Source organism: Streptomyces sp. NPDC043876 (assembly GCF_056435825.1).
In genome coordinates, this window is the sequence record NZ_JBWKDV010000002.1 from 745,194 (window position 1) to 761,504 (window position 16,311).

Annotated in this window: 11 protein-coding genes; 5 read left to right on the forward strand and 6 right to left on the reverse strand. The window is 73.1% G+C overall.

The features are described from left to right. Nucleotides 1-142: 142 nt before the first annotated feature. From sucB to AC0693_RS08475, 3 genes are all read right to left on the reverse strand, one after another. Nucleotides 143-1,984 carry a 2-oxoglutarate dehydrogenase, E2 component, dihydrolipoamide succinyltransferase gene (gene sucB, locus AC0693_RS08465; RefSeq protein WP_478801286.1) on the reverse strand — a complete coding sequence of 614 codons (1,842 nt, stop codon included), beginning with the start codon at nucleotides 1,982-1,984 and terminating at the stop codon, nucleotides 143-145. Nucleotides 1,985-2,081: 97 nt separating this feature from the next. Further along, the gene (gene lpdA, locus AC0693_RS08470) at nucleotides 2,082-3,470 is read right to left on the reverse strand and encodes a dihydrolipoyl dehydrogenase (RefSeq protein WP_469319244.1); all 1,389 of its coding nucleotides are present in this window, start codon (nucleotides 3,468-3,470) and stop codon (nucleotides 2,082-2,084) included. A 324-nt stretch (nucleotides 3,471-3,794) separates the two neighbouring features. Then, nucleotides 3,795-5,324 carry a leucyl aminopeptidase gene (locus AC0693_RS08475; RefSeq protein WP_478801287.1) on the reverse strand — a complete coding sequence of 510 codons (1,530 nt, stop codon included), beginning with the start codon at nucleotides 5,322-5,324 and terminating at the stop codon, nucleotides 3,795-3,797. Nucleotides 5,325-5,682: 358 nt separating this feature from the next. On the opposite strand from AC0693_RS08475, the gene AC0693_RS08480 reads away from it, so the two are divergent. The 5 genes from AC0693_RS08480 (at nucleotide 5,683) to AC0693_RS08500 (ending at nucleotide 12,461) form a co-directional block, all read left to right on the forward strand. Further along, nucleotides 5,683-7,710: a hypothetical protein gene (locus tag AC0693_RS08480; RefSeq protein WP_469336545.1), complete on the forward strand. Its 2,028-nt coding sequence runs from the start codon at nucleotides 5,683-5,685 to the stop codon at nucleotides 7,708-7,710. 178 nt (nucleotides 7,711-7,888) lie between these two features. Continuing rightward, nucleotides 7,889-9,415, forward strand: coding sequence for a GT4 family glycosyltransferase PelF (gene pelF, locus AC0693_RS08485; RefSeq protein ID WP_356409621.1), 1,527 nt, complete (start codon nucleotides 7,889-7,891; stop codon nucleotides 9,413-9,415). Beyond that, a complete protein-coding gene (locus tag AC0693_RS08490) occupies nucleotides 9,412-10,944 on the forward strand; it encodes a hypothetical protein (protein WP_478801288.1) in 1,533 nt (510 codons plus the stop codon). Before pelF ends, AC0693_RS08490 begins: the two co-directional genes overlap by 4 nt. Before the next feature lie 27 nt (nucleotides 10,945-10,971). After that, a complete protein-coding gene (locus AC0693_RS08495) occupies nucleotides 10,972-11,622 on the forward strand; it encodes a spherulation-specific family 4 protein (protein ID WP_356409627.1) in 651 nt (216 codons plus the stop codon). Further along, on the forward strand, nucleotides 11,619-12,461 hold the full coding sequence (locus AC0693_RS08500; RefSeq protein ID WP_478801289.1) for an endo alpha-1,4 polygalactosaminidase: 843 nt from the start codon (nucleotides 11,619-11,621) through the stop codon (nucleotides 12,459-12,461). The genes AC0693_RS08495 and AC0693_RS08500 overlap by 4 nt, the downstream gene beginning before the upstream one ends. A gap of 19 nt (nucleotides 12,462-12,480) precedes the next feature. Here AC0693_RS08500 and AC0693_RS08505 read toward each other — a convergent pair whose 3' ends face one another. From AC0693_RS08505 to AC0693_RS08515, 3 genes are read right to left on the reverse strand one after another with little or no spacing between them, the layout of a single operon-like run. Continuing rightward, complete coding sequence (locus AC0693_RS08505; protein ID WP_478741469.1) at nucleotides 12,481-13,662, reverse strand: sensor histidine kinase; 1,182 nt, start codon at nucleotides 13,660-13,662, stop codon at nucleotides 12,481-12,483. 51 nt (nucleotides 13,663-13,713) lie between these two features. Next, nucleotides 13,714-14,463, reverse strand: coding sequence for a hypothetical protein (locus tag AC0693_RS08510; protein WP_468471098.1), 750 nt, complete (start codon nucleotides 14,461-14,463; stop codon nucleotides 13,714-13,716). Then, nucleotides 14,460-16,160 (reverse strand): phosphatidylglycerol lysyltransferase domain-containing protein, encoded by a 1,701-nt coding sequence (locus tag AC0693_RS08515; protein ID WP_478801368.1) that lies wholly within the window; start codon nucleotides 16,158-16,160, stop codon nucleotides 14,460-14,462. The genes AC0693_RS08510 and AC0693_RS08515 overlap by 4 nt, the downstream gene beginning before the upstream one ends. Between the last annotated feature and the right edge of the window lie 151 nt (nucleotides 16,161-16,311).

The window sequence follows — 16,311 nt, forward strand, 5'->3', positions numbered from 1 at the left end:
GATGGGTGTACAGGGCCGTGCGGACCGGACTCGGGCGGTGGGGAGGAGCGGGAGCCGTGCCTAGACAATACGGCGGCGCCCCCGCCCGGAAGTATTCCGGACGGGGGCGCCGACGGTGAGGCTCGTTACAGCAACGGCACTGCTAGAGGCCGAGTTCGACCTCGAACTCGCCGGCTTCCAGGATCGCCTTGACGGCCGAGAGGTACCGGGCCGCGTCCGCGCCGTCCACCAGGCGGTGGTCGTAGGACAGGGTCAGGTACGTCATGTCGCGGATGCCGATGTTCGTGCCCTCGGGGGTCTCGATGACCACCGGGCGCTTGACCGTGGCACCGATGCCCAGGATGGCGACCTGGTTCGGCGGCACGATGACCGTGTCGAACAGCGCACCGCGCGAGCCGGTGTTGCTGATGGTGAAGGTCGCGCCCGACAGCTCGTCCGGCGTGATCTTGTTGCCGCGGACCTTGGCGGCCAGCGAGGCGGTCGCCTTGGCGATGCCCGCCAGGTTGAGGTCACCGGCACCCTTGATGACCGGGGTCATCAGGCCCTTCTCGGAGTCCACGGCGATGCCGATGTTCTCCGAGTCGAAGTAGGTGATGGTGCCCTCGTCCTCGTTGATCCGGGCGTTGACGACCGCGTGGGCCTTCAGCGCCTGGGCCGCGGCCTTGACGAAGAACGGCATCGGCGACAGCTTGACGCCCTCACGGGCCAGGAACGAGTCCTTGGCCTGGCCGCGCAGCTTCATGATCTTGGTGATGTCCACCTCGACCACGGAGCTGAGCTGCGCCTGCGAGTGCAGCGCCTTCATCATGTTGTCGCCGATGACCTTGCGCATGCGGGTCATCTTGACCGTCTGGCCGCGCAGCTCGGACACCGCGGCGGCCGGGGCCTTCGCGGCGGGAGCGGCAGCCGGCGCCGGAGCGGCGGCGGCGGCCTTGGCGGCCTCGGCGGCGGCCTGGACGTCCTGCTTGCGGATGCGGCCACCAACGCCGGTGCCCGAGACCGTGGACAGGTCCACGCCGGACTCCGAGGCGAGCTTGCGCACCAGCGGGGTCACGTACGCGCCCTCGTCACCGGCGGGGGCCGGCGCGGCGGGGGCGGGGGTGACCGGCGCGGCGGCGGCGACCGGAGCCGGAGCCGGGGCGGCCGGAGCCGGAGCGGCGGCCACGGGCGCCGGGGCGGCCGGGGCCGGAGCGGCGGGAGCCGGAGCCTGGGCGGCCGGAGCGGCCTGCGGCGCCGGAGCGGCGGCCGGAGCCTGCGCCGCGACCGGAGCCGGGGCGGCCGGGGCCGGAGCAGCCGGGGCCGGGGCGGCGGGAGCCGGGGCCGGGGCGGCCGGAGCGGCCGCGGGAGCCGCGCCCGCCACGCCGATGACGGCCAGACGCGCGCCGACCTCGGCGTTCTCGTCCTCGGCGACCAGGATCTCCAGCAGGGTGCCGGACACCGGCGCCGGGATCTCGGTGTCGACCTTGTCGGTCGACACCTCCAGCAGCGGCTCGTCGGCCTCGACCGACTCGCCGACCTGCTTCAGCCAGCGGGTGACGGTGCCCTCGGTGACGGACTCGCCCAGGGCGGGGAGCACGACGTCCGTGCCCTCGGCGGAACCGCCGCCGGCGGCCGCTTCGGCCGTCGGAGCGGGAGCCGGGGTCTCGACCTCGGTGGACGGAGCGGCCTCGGGAGCCTGCGGGGCCTCCTGGGCCGGAGCCGCGGGGGCCTCGGCGGCGGGGGCCGCGGCCGGGGCCTCGGCGCCGCTGCCGTCGTCGATGACGGCCAGCTCGGCGCCGACCTCGACGGTCTCGTCCTCGGCGACCTTGATGGACGCGAGGATGCCGGCGACGGGAGAGGGGATCTCGGTGTCGACCTTGTCGGTCGAGACCTCGAGCAACGGCTCGTCGGCCTCGACGCGCTCGCCCTCGGCCTTCAGCCAGCGGGTGACGGTGCCCTCAGTGACGCTCTCACCGAGCGCCGGAAGGGTTACGGAAACCGACATGGTTTCAGTTGCTCCTAACGGTGGGGTCTCCCCCAGCTCGAGCGAAGTCGAGAGCTTGGGGAAGTGCGGAAGTGGTCGTCGCGCCCGTGACTGCGGATTAGTCGTGGGAGTGAAGCGGCTTGCCGGCCAGGGCCAGGTGGGCCTCGCCGAGCGCTTCATTCTGGGTCGGGTGCGCGTGGATGAGCTGCGCGACCTCGGCCGGCAGGGCTTCCCAGTTGTAGATCAGCTGGGCCTCGCCGACCTGCTCGCCCATCCGGTCGCCGACCATGTGGACGCCGACCACGGCACCGTCCTTGACCTGGACGAGCTTGATCTCGCCCGCGGTCTTCAGGATCTTGCTCTTGCCGTTGCCCGCGAGGTTGTACTTGAGCACCACGACCTTGTCGGAGCCGTACAGCTCCTTGGCCTTCGCCTCGGTGATGCCGACGGACGCGACCTCGGGGTGGCAGTACGTGACGCGCGGCACACCGTCGTAGTCGATCGGGACGGTCTTGAGACCGGCCAGACGCTCCGCCACCAGGATGCCCTCGGCGAAGCCGACGTGCGCGAGCTGGAGGGTCGGGACGAGGTCGCCGACGGCCGAGATGGTCGGCACGTTGGTCTGCATGTACTCGTCGACCAGGACGTAGCCGCGGTCCATCGCGACGCCCTGCTCCTCGTAGCCCAGACCCTGCGAGACCGGGCCGCGGCCGATGGCGACCAGCAGCACCTCGGCTTCGAAGGTCTTGCCGTCGGCGAGGGTGACCCGTACGCCGTTCTCGGTGTACTCGGCCTTGTCGAAGAAGGTGCCCAGGTTGAACTTGATGCCGCGCTTGCGGAACGCGCGCTCCAGGATCTTCGAGCTGTTCTCGTCCTCGACCGGGACGAGGTGCTTGAGGCCCTCGACGACGGTGACGTCGGTGCCGAAGGACTTCCACGCCGAGGCGAACTCGACGCCGATGACGCCGCCGCCCAGGATGATCGCGGACTGCGGAACGCGGTCCAGGACCAGCGCGTGGTCCGAGGAGATGATGCGGTTGCCGTCGATCTCCAGGCCCGGCAGCGACTTCGGCACGGAGCCGGTCGCCAGCAGGACGTGGCGGCCCTGGACACGGCGGCCGTTGACGTCGACGGAAGTCGGGGAGGAGAGGCGGCCCTCTCCCTCGATGTAGGTCACCTTGCGGGAGGCGACCAGGCCCTGCAGACCCTTGTACAGGCCCGAGATGACCTCGTCCTTGTACTTGTGGACACCGGCGATGTCGATGCCCTCGAAGGTGGCCTTTACACCGAACTGGCCCGCTTCGCGAGCCTGGTCGGCGATCTCGCCGGCGTGCAGCAGAGCCTTCGTGGGGATGCATCCGTTGTGCAGGCAGGTGCCACCGAGCTTGTTCTTCTCGATCAGGGCAACGTCGAGACCCAGCTGGGAGGCCCGCAGCGCCGCGGCGTAACCGCCACTGCCACCGCCGAGGATCACTAGGTCGAAAACGGTGCTGGCGTCGTTCGCCACGTCACGTCCTCCATGCATGTGCGCCGGGCGCCGGCCCTCTGGGACCGGGCGGCGGCTGGTAACGGCCGCTTTTCTTCGGCCCTGTGGTGGGGGCCCTGTCCTGCCGAGAACCCATCTTCGCATTTGTCGGGGGAACGCGGGACGCCGGGCCCGGCCTGCGACGGGTCGTTCCGCCCGAACCGACGGTTACCCGGGCGTAGAAACCTACGGAGCCGTGGATTTTCGTCGAGAGTGAACACAGCGCCGAAAGTCAGCGCCCCCGGGACCTCGGCCGGGTCCCGGGGGCGCCCCCTCACTCTCGGTTCACCGCCGCGCAGCGGTACGTCAGCCCAGGTCGCCCGTGGCCGTCCGCTCGGCCAGCCGCACCAGGGTGCGCACGGCCGAGCCGGTGCCGCCCTTCGGGGTGTAGCCGTACGGGGCGCCCTCGTGGAAGGCGGGACCCGCGATGTCCAGGTGCGCCCAGGTGATGCCCTCGCCCACGAACTCCTGGAGGAAGAGGCCGGCCACCAGGCCGCCGCCCATGCGCTCGCCCATGTTCGCGATGTCGGCCGTGGGGGAGTCCATGCCCTTGCGCAGGTCGGCGGGGAGCGGCATCGGCCAGGAGGCCTCGCCGACCTCCTCGGCGATCTCGTGGATCGAGGTGCGGAAGGCGTCGTCGTTGGCCATGATGCCGAAGGTCCGGTTGCCGAGGGCCAGCACCATCGCGCCGGTCAGCGTCGCGACGTCGACGATCGCGTCCGGGTTCTCCTCCGAGGCGCGGGTCAGCGCGTCGCCCAGGACCAGGCGGCCCTCGGCGTCCGTGTTGAGGACCTCGACGGTCTTGCCGCTGTACATGCGCAGCACGTCGCCCGGGCGGGTGGCGGAACCGGAGGGCATGTTCTCGGCGAGCACGAGCCAGCCGGTGACGTTGACCTGGAGGCCCAGCTTGGCGGCCGCGACGACGGCGGCGAACACGGCGGCGGCGCCGGACATGTCGCACTTCATCGTCTCGTTGTGGCCGGCCGGCTTGAGCGAGATGCCGCCCGAGTCGTAGGTGATGCCCTTGCCGACGAAGGCGAGGGTCTTCTCGGCCTTGGCGTGGGTGTAGGAGAGCTTCACCAGGCGCGGCGGGTTCTCGGAGCCCTTGCCGACGCCCATGATGCCGCCGTAGCCACCCTTGACGAGCGCCTTCTCGTCCAGCACCTGGACCTTGATGCCGTTCTCCTTCGCGGTCGCGGAGGCGACGGCGGCGAAGGCCTCGGGGGTGAGGTCGTTCGGCGGGGTGTTGATCAGGTCGCGGGCGATGTTCACCTCGGCGGCGACGATCACGGCGCGCTCGGCCGCGGCCTTGTGCTCCTTGTCGCGCGGCTTGGCGCCGAGCAGGGCCACCTCGGCGAGGGGCAGCTTCGGGCCGCCGTTCTTCGCGCCCTTCTTCTCGCCGCCCTGGTAGGCGGTGAAGGCGTACGCGCCCAGCAGCGCGCCCTCGGCGACCGCGGTCACGGCGGAGGCGTCGTCCAGCGGCAGCGCGAAGGCGGCCTTCTTGGTGCCGTGCAGCGCGCGCGAGGCGGCGCCCGCGGCGCGGCGCAGGGCTTCCTCGTCGTACGACTCGTCGGTGTCCGGAACCGGGCCGAGCCCGACCGCCAGCACGACCGGGACCTTCAGGCCGGCCGGGGCGGGCAGCTTGGTGATCTCGCCTTCGGCGCCGGAGGCACCGAGGGCTTCGAGCACGGCGCCCAGCTTTCCGTCGAACGCCTTGTCCGCGGCCTCGGCGCCGGCGGCGACTACGGGACCCTTGGGGCCCTTCGCCACGCCGACCACGAGGGCGTCGGCGCGCAGCGTCGCAGCGCCGGCAGTGCTGAGAGTCAGAGCAGTCACGGTGGTGAAGTCTCGCTTCCGTCTATGTGGTGTGAGGCTGCGGTCGGGTCGGGATCGCCGGCCGTTCCGGCAGCGATCGTATTCCGGCTCGGCGGCCGCCAGAAATGAGCCTACGCGTACGGGCTCGTCCGTACGGCACTCGAAGGTTTGTCAAGTTGTTCGATCCGGAGGCCGGGAGGTTCACCCATCCGTGGTCTCCGTTCCAGGTTTCCCGTTTACACCTGAGCAGGTCCGAGAGACTCGAGCCACTCTCGCAAGGGGACGCGGGGTCCCTTTGCATGATTTCCACAGAGCCTCCTCGGACCGGCCGACCGCCACAAGGCCGCAGCCGGGGGATGCCTGCGGGGGGAAGGCCGAAATGGTCAGTAAGAGCAGGATGTACAGGCTCGCCGCCGTGTGTGCAGCGGCTGCCATCACGTCCGTCGCGGTACCCGCCGCGACCGCGCAGGCGGTCACGGCGCCACGGATCGACCTGAAGGTGCTGGTCGTCGACGACGGCGGCAGCTCCGTCCAGGCGATCACGGCGGAACTCGCGAGCAGCGGGGTTCCGTTCACCCGTGTCGACCTGGGCAGCGGCAGCCGCCCGGTGATCGACGCGGCGTACCTCGCGGACACGGTCGACGGCCGTCCGCGCGCCAAGTTCCAGGGCGTCGTGCTGCCGAACGAGAACCCGTTCGGAGCGGGCTCGGCCGAGATGGCCGCGCTCGGCGCCTACGAGACGACGTACGGCATCCGCCAGGTCGACGCCTACACCTGGGCGCACCCGGAGGTCGGCCTGGAGTACACGGACAACGGGGGGTACGGCGGCACGCTCGACGGCACGCAGGCGGCCGTCACGGCGGCGGGCAGGGCCGGTCCCTTCGGCTACCTGGGGGGCCAGGTCGCCTTCGAGGACAACTCGCCGCTGATTCCGGAGAGTTACGGCTTCATGGCCAAGCCGCGGACGGGCTACACCAGCTACCTGGACGCCCCGGTCGGCGCCGGGCGGGCCTCCCTCGTCGGCGAGTACGCCCACGACGGCCGCAAGGAACTGGTGGTCACCTTCGGCTACAACCAGTACCAGCAGCAGTTCCGGCTGCTGGCCCGCGGCATCGTCGAGTGGCTCACCCAGGGCGTCCACCTCGGCCAGAGCCGCAGCTACTTCGCGGTCCACGTCGACGACGTGCTGGCCCCGGACGCGCGCTGGAGCAAGGACCTCAACTGCACGCCGGGCGACTACGCCTGCGCGGGCGGCGAGGGCCAGGAGAGCGAGATCCGGATGACCGCCGCCGACGCGCAGTACCTCGCGCAGTGGCAGACGGGCAGGAACTTCAAGCTCGACATCGTCTTCAACGCCGGCGCGGGGGAGGAGTGGAAGGCCGAGCACGGCAACACCGACGCGCTCACCGCCCAGCTCCTCGCGGACAAGGCGAAGTACCGCTGGGTCAACCACACCTACACGCACCTGTTCCTCGGGTGCCTGCAGAACGTCGCCACCAACCCCTGGACCTGCCAGACCAACTCCCTGGGCGCAGTCCAGTGGACCAGCAGGGCCGACATCTCGAAGCAGATCAGCGACAACAACAACTGGGCCGCGTCCAAGGGGATCACCACCGACCGCTCCGAACTGGTCACCGGCGAGCACTCGGGCCTCAAGGTGGCGCCCCAGCAGCCCGTCGACAACCCCAACCTGGCCCCGGCGCTCGCCGACAACGGCGTGAAGTGGACCGCGAGCGACAACTCCCGCGAGCCGGCCATGCGGGCGGTCGGCGCCGCCCAGACCGTGCCCCGGTACCCGATGAACGTGTACTACAACACGGGCACCAACGCGGAGATGGCCGACGAGTACAACTGGATCTACACCAGCCGCGCCGACGGCGGCAGCGGGGCGTGCGAGGACAACCCGGCGACCTCCACCTGCCTGCCCGCCGCCCTCGACACGAACACCGGGTTCCTGAGCTACATCGTCCCCCAGGAGGCCCGCACCGCCCTGCGGCACGTGCTCTCCAACGACCCCCGGCCGCACTACGTGCACCAGGCCAACCTCGCCGAGGACCGCACCCTCTACCCCGTCCTCGACCAGGTCCTCGACACCTACCGGACCCTGTACGCGCCCAGCGCCCCGATCGTGAACCAGAGCCAGAAGGACTCCGGAGTCGAGCTGAGCCGCCGGGCCGCCTGGGACAGGGCGCTCGCCGCGGGCCAGGTCACCGCCTACCGCATCGGCACCGACGTCACGGTCAAGGCCCCCGGCGGGGTCCTCGCGCCGGTCACCGCCCCGGAGGGCACCAGGAAGCAGATGCTGCTCGGCACCTCCGTCTTCGGCACGGCCTACGCGGGCAACCGCTCCGCCTGGACCTCACCGGAGGTCCTCCAGTCCGCCGTGACGCTCAAGCTGCCCAGCTGACCCGTCCCGCCCGACCCGCCCGCGCTGCCCGGCCGGACCGCCCGGCCGCCGGCCGCACGGCCGTACGACGAGGCGCGGGCAGCGCCTCGCACCACCCGCCCACACGCAGCACCACAGCGCCGGCGCTCCGCGAACCCACGGACGCCGGCCCCTTTTCCGTCCTGGGGGGACACACCGCATGAGCCATGGGCGTCATGTCACCATGCTCACCGAAGGCACCTACCCGCACGTCCACGGCGGCGTCAGCACCTGGTGCGACCAGCTCGTCCGCGGCATGCCGGAGGTCGACTTCAACGTCATAGCCCTCACCGGCTCGGGTCGCGAGCCGGTCACCTGGGAACTGCCGCGCAACGTCTACCGGCACACCGCCGTGCCCCTCTGGGGACCGGCCCCCGGCCGCGGCCGCCGCCGGACCCTGCGGGGCAGGGCCCACCGCCGCTTCACCGAGACCTACGAGCAGTTCCTGCTCTCGCTGCTCGCCCCGGCGCCCGGCCCCGGCAACGCCGCCTTCTCCGCCGCGCTGCACGAACTCGCCCTGCACGCCCGCAACGGCCTCCTCGCCACCGCCCTGCGCTCCGAGACCGTCCTGCGCACCCTCATGGCCGTGTGGACCCGCCCGGAGCTGCCCACCGCGGGCGCGGCCCCCACCATCCACGACGCGCTCACCGCCACCGACCTGCTGGAGCACGCGCTGCGCCCGCTCGCGGTGCGGATCCCGCCCGACAGCGTCGCGCACGCCGTCAGCAGCGGCCTCGCCACCCTCCCGGCGCTCGCTGCCAAACGCCTCGACGGGGTCCCGTTCCTGCTCACCGAGCACGGCATCTACCTGCGGGAGCGCTACCTCGGCTACCGCACCGCCGCGCAGCGCTGGCCCGTCAAGGCGCTCATGCTCGGCTTCTACCGCGAGCTGAACTCCGAGGGGTACCGGGAGTCCGACCTGATCACCCCGTGCAACCAGTACAACCGGCGCTGGGAGGAGCGCGGCGGGGCGCCCTCCGAGAAGATCCGCACGGTCTACAACGGCGTCGATCCGCACGCCTTCCCCGACGCCGGGCCCGAACCCGAGGTCCCCACCCTCAGCTGGTGCGGCCGCATCGACCCGATCAAGGACCTCGAAACCCTCATCCGCGCCTACGCGTTCATGCGCGCGGAGCTGCCCGCCCTGCGGCTGCGGCTCTTCGGCCCCGTCCCCGCGGGCTGCGAGGACTACCGGCTGCGGCTGGAGAAGCTCGCCGCCGAACTGGGCGTGAGCGACGGGATCTCTTACGAGGGCCGCATCGAGGAGGTCGCGAAGGCCTACGCGGCGGGCAGCATCGTGATGCTCTCCAGCATCAGCGAGGGCTTCCCCTTCAGCATCATCGAGGCCATGTCCTGCGGGCGCACCACCGTCTCCACCGACGTCGGCGGGGTCCGCGAAGCCGTCGGCGACACCGGTCTCGTCGTGCCGCCCCGCGAACCCGAACTGATGGCGAAGGCCACCCTGGCCCTGCTGCGCGACGACGCCCGCCGCGCGGAACTCGGGCGGCTCTCGCGCCGGCGCGTGGTGGAGAAGTTCACCCTCCACCAGTCCGTGGACGGCTTCCGGCACATCTACCGCGAACTCGCGGGGCAGCCCCTGCTGCCCGTCCACGCGGGTGACGACTGGACCCAGCGCCTCGCCGACCCCTGGTACCGCGAACTCGCCGCCGACGGGAGCCTGTGGTGAGCGGTTCCCTCTGGCTCAAGATCCCCGGCGGCGACACGCTGCCCGCCGTCCCCCGGCCCCGGCGCGCCGGGCCGGGGGCGTCCGCCGCCGACCCGATGGACGAACTCGCCGAGCGGTTCGGTCCCTTCGTCGCCGCCGCCGTGCACCCCGACGAGATCGCCGCGGTCCTCGAATCCGACGGCATGACGGACGAGCACATCCGGCTCGCCTACGGCCGCCACGACTCCTTCGCGCTGGCCGAGGAGCTGTACGCCCGGGTGCCCCGCTCGTTCCCCGAACCGGCCGAGGCCCCCGACCCGTGGAAGGTCTCCCTCACCGGCTGCCTGCTGCGCGGGGTGATCTTCGCGCTGCCGGGGCTCGCCTACATCCTGGGCGCGCCCCTGCTGGAGGGGCCGCCCGACCGGCTCGGGCTGCCCGCCGGCACCCTGACCCTGCTCGCCGGGGCGCTGATCGGCTGGGTGTGGGACCAGACCCTGTCCCACCGTGCCTACTCCTGGCTGGGCCTGGGCGACCGGGCCGCCGCCGGGCGGACCCTGCTCGTCGGCGCCCCGGCGGGCGCCCTGCTGGGCAGCGCCGCCGCGCTGGCCGTCCCCGGGGGCCCCGCCTTCTCGTCCGCCTTCGCCGCCGGGCAGGCCCTGTACGTCGGGGCCGCGACGGTCCTGCTGGTGCTCGGCCGGGAGCGGCTGCTGCTGTGCGCCCTGCTGCCGATGGCGGCCGGCGCGGTGCTCTCGCTGACCGTCGGCCTGCCCACCCCGGCCCGGGTGGGGCTGCTCGCGCTGTCCCTGGCCGCGGCCTGCGCCCTCGCCCTGCGGGAACTGCCGCTGGCCGCCGGGGCGCGGGCGGCGGTGCGCCGGGTCCGCGGCCGGATCCGGCGGGGGCCCGGCGAGGGCACGGTGCGCTGGCGGATGCTCCGGGGCGCCGAGGAGGAGTTCGCGCCGCGCGGGCCCCGACTCGCGGACTCGGTGCCCTTCGGGGTGTTCGGCCTGGGCACCGGCCTGCTCGTGCTCTACGCCGCCCTCGGCGAGGTGCTCGCGGGCGGCCCCGCCGAGGCGGTCGCGGCCCCCTCCGCGGTGGCCCTCACCCTCAGCATGGGCCCCGCCGAATGGCTGCTCCACCGCTTCCGCAGCGGCTCCCTCGCCGGGCTGCGAGCCGCCCGCTCCGCCCGGGGGTTCTGGGGGCGGATGCTGGCGACCCTGGCCCGCTGCCTGGCCGCGTACCTCACGGTGCTGCTGGCCCTCGGCGCCGCCGGAACGCTGCTGTGGCCGGGGGCGCCCGGCCTCACCTGGGTCCGGGTGGCGACCCTGCTGCTGCTCGGCGCCGTGATGTGGACCGGGCTGCTGCTCCAGTCCTTCGGCGCGGTCCGGGCCGCGGCCGGGGTGTGCGCGACGGCCGCCGCCGCACAGAGCCTCGCCCTGCTGACCGGCTTCGGCCAGCCGCGGCTGGTCCAGCTGGTGGTGGCGGGGACGGCGGCGGTGGCGCTGGCCGCGCTGGTCTGCGTACTCCTCGGCCGGGCGACGGCGCACCGCTGACATGACCCGAGAGAAGTGAAGGAACCCATGCTGCTGGTGCCCCTGTACGAGCACCCCGCCGACCGGCCGGAGGCCTGGGAGGCGCTGATCCGCGCCGCCGGCCGCCTGCACTCCGTTGTGCTCAACCCCGACAGCGGCCCGGGCGCCGCCCCCGACGCGCGGTTCGCCGCGGTCGCGGAGCGGCTGCGCGCGGCGGGCGTGCCCGTCCTGGGCTACGCCGACACCGACTACGGGCGGCGCCCGCACGCGGCCGTCGTCCAGGACCTGCTGCGCCACCGGGAGTGGTACGGCGCGGACGGCGCCTTCCTGGACCAGGCCGCCGCCGAGGCGGACCAGCTGGCCCACTACCGGCGGCTCGCCGTCGCCTCCCGGGCCGCGGGCGCCCGTACGCTCGTCCTCAACCACGGGGTGCACCCGCATCCCGGCTACGCCGAACTCGCCGATCTGCTGGTCACCTTCGAGGGCCCGTGGGACGCCTACCGGGACGCGGCGGCGGCCCCGCCGTGGACCGCGGACCATCCCGCGCAGCGGTTCTGCCACCTGGTGTACGCGGTCCCGCCGGGCGCGCCCGCCGCCGAACTGGCCGCGCAGCGCGGGGCGGCGGTGCACTGCGCGGTGCCGGGCACCGGGGCGCACCCGTGGGGGACGCTGCCGTACGCGCTGGAGGCCGCGGGATGAGTAGGACGCCCGGAGTCGGGCCGCGGTGGCGCCTGCTGTGGCTGCTGCCCGCGCTGCTGCTCGCGGCCTGTACGGCGGGCCCGCAGGACGACGGCGACGACGGCCCGGGACCGGATCCGGCGCCCACCCGGGCGCCGGGGGAGCGCTGGCAGCCCCGGCCGGGCCTGGGCTGGCAGTGGCAGCTCACCGGGAAGCTGGACACCTCGGTCGACGTGCCGGTCTACGACGTGGACGGCTTCACCACGAGCGCGGAGCAGGTCGCGGGCCTGAGGAAGGACGGCCGCAAGGCCGTCTGCTACCTGTCGACCGGCGCGTGGGAGGACTTCCGGCCCGACGCGGCCGACTTCCCGAAGGAGATGCTCGGCAAGGGCAACGGCTGGGAGGGGGAGCGCTGGCTGGACGTCCGGCGGCTCGCCGCCCTCGAACCGCTGATCGCGAAGCGGTTCGACATGTGCCGGGACAAGGGCTTCGACGCCGTGGAACCGGACAACATGGACGGCTACCGCAACGACACCGGCTTCCCGCTGACCGCCGACGACCAGCTGCGCTACAACCGGCTGATCGCGAAGCTGGCGCACGACCGGGGGATGGCGGTCGGCCTCAAGAACGACCTGGACCAGATCCCGCAGCTCGTCGGCGACTTCGACTTCGCGGTCAACGAGCAGTGCGCGCAGTACGCGGAGTGCGAGCGGCTGACCCCCTTCGTGGCGGCGGGCAAGGCCGTCTTCCACGTCGAGTACGAGCTGCCGCTCGGCCGGTTCTGCGCCCGCTCCAAGGAGCTGGGGCTCAGTTCGCTGCTGAAGAAGTACGACCTGGACGCCTGGCGCAAGGCCTGCTGAGGGGGCGTGACCGCAGGGGCTACACCGGCAGGATGACGTGCACCCGGTAGCCGCCCCCGTAGCGGGGCCCGGCGAAGCAGGAGCCGCCCAGCGCCCCCGCCCGCTCCCGCATGCCGAGCAGCCCGTGGCCGCCCCCGGGGTCGACGGGGGCGGGCGAGGGGTCCGCGCCCGTGCCGCCGTCGTCGAGCACCGTGACCTCGGCCGAACCGCCGACCCGGACCACGCTCACCTCGGCGCGGGCCCCGGGCCCGGCGTGCTTGCGCACGTTCGTCAGCGCTTCCTGGATCACCCGGTACGCCGCCAGGTCCACGGCGGCGGGCAGCGCGGCCCCGCCCTCCGGGCCCAGCTGGACGACCACGTCCACCGGCAGCCCGGCGTGGCGGAAGGTGTCCACCAGCGCGTCCAGCACGGCGAGCCCCGGCGCGGGCTCGGTCGGGGCCGCCGGGTCACCGGACTGGCGCAGCAGCCCGACGGTGGCCCGCAGTTCGTTCAGTGCCGAGCGGCTGGCCTCGCGGACGTGCGCGAGGGCCTCCTTGGCCTGGTCGGGGCGCTTGTCCATGACGTGCGCGGCCACTCCGGCCTGCACGTTGACCAGGGCGATGTGGTGCGCCACCACGTCGTGCAGGTCGCGGGCGATGCGCAGCCGCTCCTCGGCGACCCGGCGCCGGGCCTCCTCCTCGCGGGTCCGCTCCGCGCGCTCGGCCCGCTCCCTGATCGCGTCGATGAAGGCGCGCCGGCTGCGGACGGCGTCCCCGGCGGCGGCGGCCATCCCGGTCCAGGCGAACAGCCCGAGGTTCTCCTGCGCGTACCAGGGCAGCGGCCCCGCGAGCATCGCCACGCCGGTCAGCCCGGCCATGGTCAGCAGGCCGACCCGCCAGGTCGTGGGCCGGTCGGTGCGCGCGCCCAGCGTGTACAGGGCGATCACCGCGCCCATCGCCACGGGCGCCCGGGGCTCCCCGGTGACCAGCTCGGCCAGGGCGAGCGCGCTGGTCGCGGCGAGCACGCCGAGCGGGTGGCGGCGCCGCAGCACGAGGGCGGCCGCCGCGAGGACCATCAGCACCAGCGACAGGACGTGCGGGGTGCGGGTGCCGAAGGTCGGCTGGCCGTGCGGTCCGTGCGGGTCGGCGAACGACATGAGGACCATGGCGACGAACACCCCGAGGGAGAGCAGGGCGTCGGTGGCCAGCGGGTGGGCGCGCATCCAGTGCCGGGTACCGGCCAGGGGCGGCCCGAAGGGTGTGGTCACGGGAGGCTACGGTACGGCGTGCGGGCCGCCCGGCGAGGAGCGGGCGGGCGGCGCCCCGGGCGGCGGCCCGCACCCCGGCGGGACGTCGCGGCGGCGCGCTCCCCACCTGGCGCGGACCAGGCACACCACCATGACCGCGGCGATGGCCGCCAGGTGCTCCTTGCCGGCCAGGTTGTTCTTCACCGCCACCTCGATGATCATGGCGGCGATCACCAGGCCCCCGGTGACGTACGCCCGGTAGCGCCAGCACACGAACACCGCGAGGCCGACGACCGCCGCGGAGGGCCCGGTGTCGTTGACGACGCGGTCCGTCAGCGGCAGCCCGAAGGGGTGCTCCGGGCTCAGCGACAGCCCGATCCGCGCGTACGTCGTCCCCGCCAGCGTGGCCACGTACCCGATCAGCAGCGTCCGCCACCAGCCGATGCAGATCTCCGCGATCCCGAACACCAGCAGCATCTGCAGCAACGCGCCCCAGACCGGCAGGTCCAGGGCGGGCACGAACAGCGAGAGCGGGGTGCGGATCAGCGCGAGCCACAACGGGTCGGCGGCCTTCACCGACCCGAGGTTCTGCACCGGCTGGAAGCCCCACGGCTGGTTCTGCAGGATCTGGAAGACCGAGGTCAGGGCGACCGCACCGAGCGACATCGGGACCGCCCGCCACCGCTTGGCGGCGAGCGCGTCCCGCACGGTCCGGTACAGGGGCCCCCACTCACGGCGGGCGAACCGCCGCAGGGAGGATGCGGTCCTCGCGGTCAACGACGGGTCTCCAGGTGTCTGCGGTGCAGCCACTTCGGCAGGCCGGGAGCCTCCAGGAAGCCCTCGGCGCGACCCGCCGCGATGCCGATCCGCAGCAGGTCCGAACTCTTCTCGAAGAGCATGAACCGCGGTTCCCAGATCGGCCGGTATTTGGCGTTGGCCCGGTAGAGGGACTCGATCTGCCACCACCGGGAGAAGAAGCTGAGCAGCGAGCGCCACATCCGCAGCACCGGGCCCGCGCCGAGCTTGGAGCCGCGCTCGAAGACGGAACGGAACATCGCGAAGTTCAGCGAGACCTGGGTGACCCCGATCTCCTTGGAGCGCTCCAGGAGTTCGATGACCATGAACTCCATCAGACCGTTCTCGGAATCCCGGTCACGGCGCATCAGGTCGAGCGAGAGGCCCTTGGGCCCCCACGGCACGAACGACAGCACGGCGCGCAGGTCGCCGTTGCCGTCGGTGCACTCCAGCATCACGCACTGGCCGTCCGCCGGATCGCCGAGGCGGCCCAGCGCCATCGAGAAGCCGCGCTCGGTCGCGCCGTCGCGCCAGTCGTCGGCCCGCTGCAGCAGGACGTCCATCTCCTCGGCGGGAATGTCCTCGTGCCGCCGGATCCGCACGGTGTACCCGGCCCGCTTGACCCGGTTGTAGGCCTGCCGGACGGTCCGCATCGCGCGGCCGTCCAGCGTGAACTCGTCGGTCTCCACGATCGCCTCGTCGCCCAGCTCCAGGGCGTCCAGGCCGTGCCGGGCGTAGATCGTGCCGGCCTCCTCGCTGGCGCCCATCACCGCGGGCACCCAGCCGTGCTCCCGGGTCTCGGCCAGCCACGGGTCGATCGCCCCGGGCCACGCCTCGGGGTCGCCGATCGGGTCGCCGGAGGCCAGCGAGACCCCGCCGACCACCCGGTAGGTGACCGCGGCCTTGCCGGTGGGGGACCAGATGACGCTCTTCTCGCGGCGCAGCGCGAAGTAGCCCAGCGAGTCGCGGTCGCCCTGCTTGGCGAGCAGCGCGCGCAGCTGCTCCTCGTCGGCCTCGGTGAGCGGGTCCACCGCCCGGCGGGAGCGGAAGGCGGCGAACAGCACCGCCAGCAGCAGCACGGTCGACATCACGTTGATGAAGACGTCCACCCAGGCGGGCGTGCTGATCCCGCTCAGCGCCTGGTCGTCGGGGGCCAGCGTGACCAGCCGCATCACGCCGTAGCGCCAGCGGGTCAGGAACGTCACCCCGGACTGGTCCGGGGCGTCGTTGGTCGCGCCCACCAGCAGCGCCGCGACCAGCGAGGTCAGCAGCAGCCCCACCGCCCCGACGACGGTCGCCAGCTTCGGGTTCGAGCGGTCGCCGCGCGCGTAGAACTCCTTGCGGCCCAGCAGCAGCGCCCCGACGAACGAGGCGGTCAGGACCAGCGAGATCCAGTTCTGCGCGTGCTGACGGAACTCGGGGTAGTACGACGTGAAGGTGACCAGCGCGAAGGCGAGCAGCAGCAGCCCGCTCAGCACCAGGTTCAGGATCCACGCGGCCCGCTTGCGGCGGCCCATCGTCACCGCGAGCATCAGCGAGAACAGGCCGGACGCGAAACCGGCCGTCAGCAGGTACGGCGTGTAGAAGTCGGCGGTGTTGTGGTCGCGCAGGTCCTGCCCGAGCGAAAGCCACACCGCGCTGAGGAAGTTGACGAAGGTCACGGCCCGCAGGTACCACACCGCGAAGGCGGCGCTGCGCCGCGAACGGGCGCTCCCCCTGCCGGTGTCGCGGCCCCCGGCCCCCGGTTTTCCGGCGTCCGCGCCGGAGTCTTTCCTGCCGCTCGGAACGCCGCCGGGTCCGCGGTCGGTGTTCCGGTCGGTGTCTGCGCTG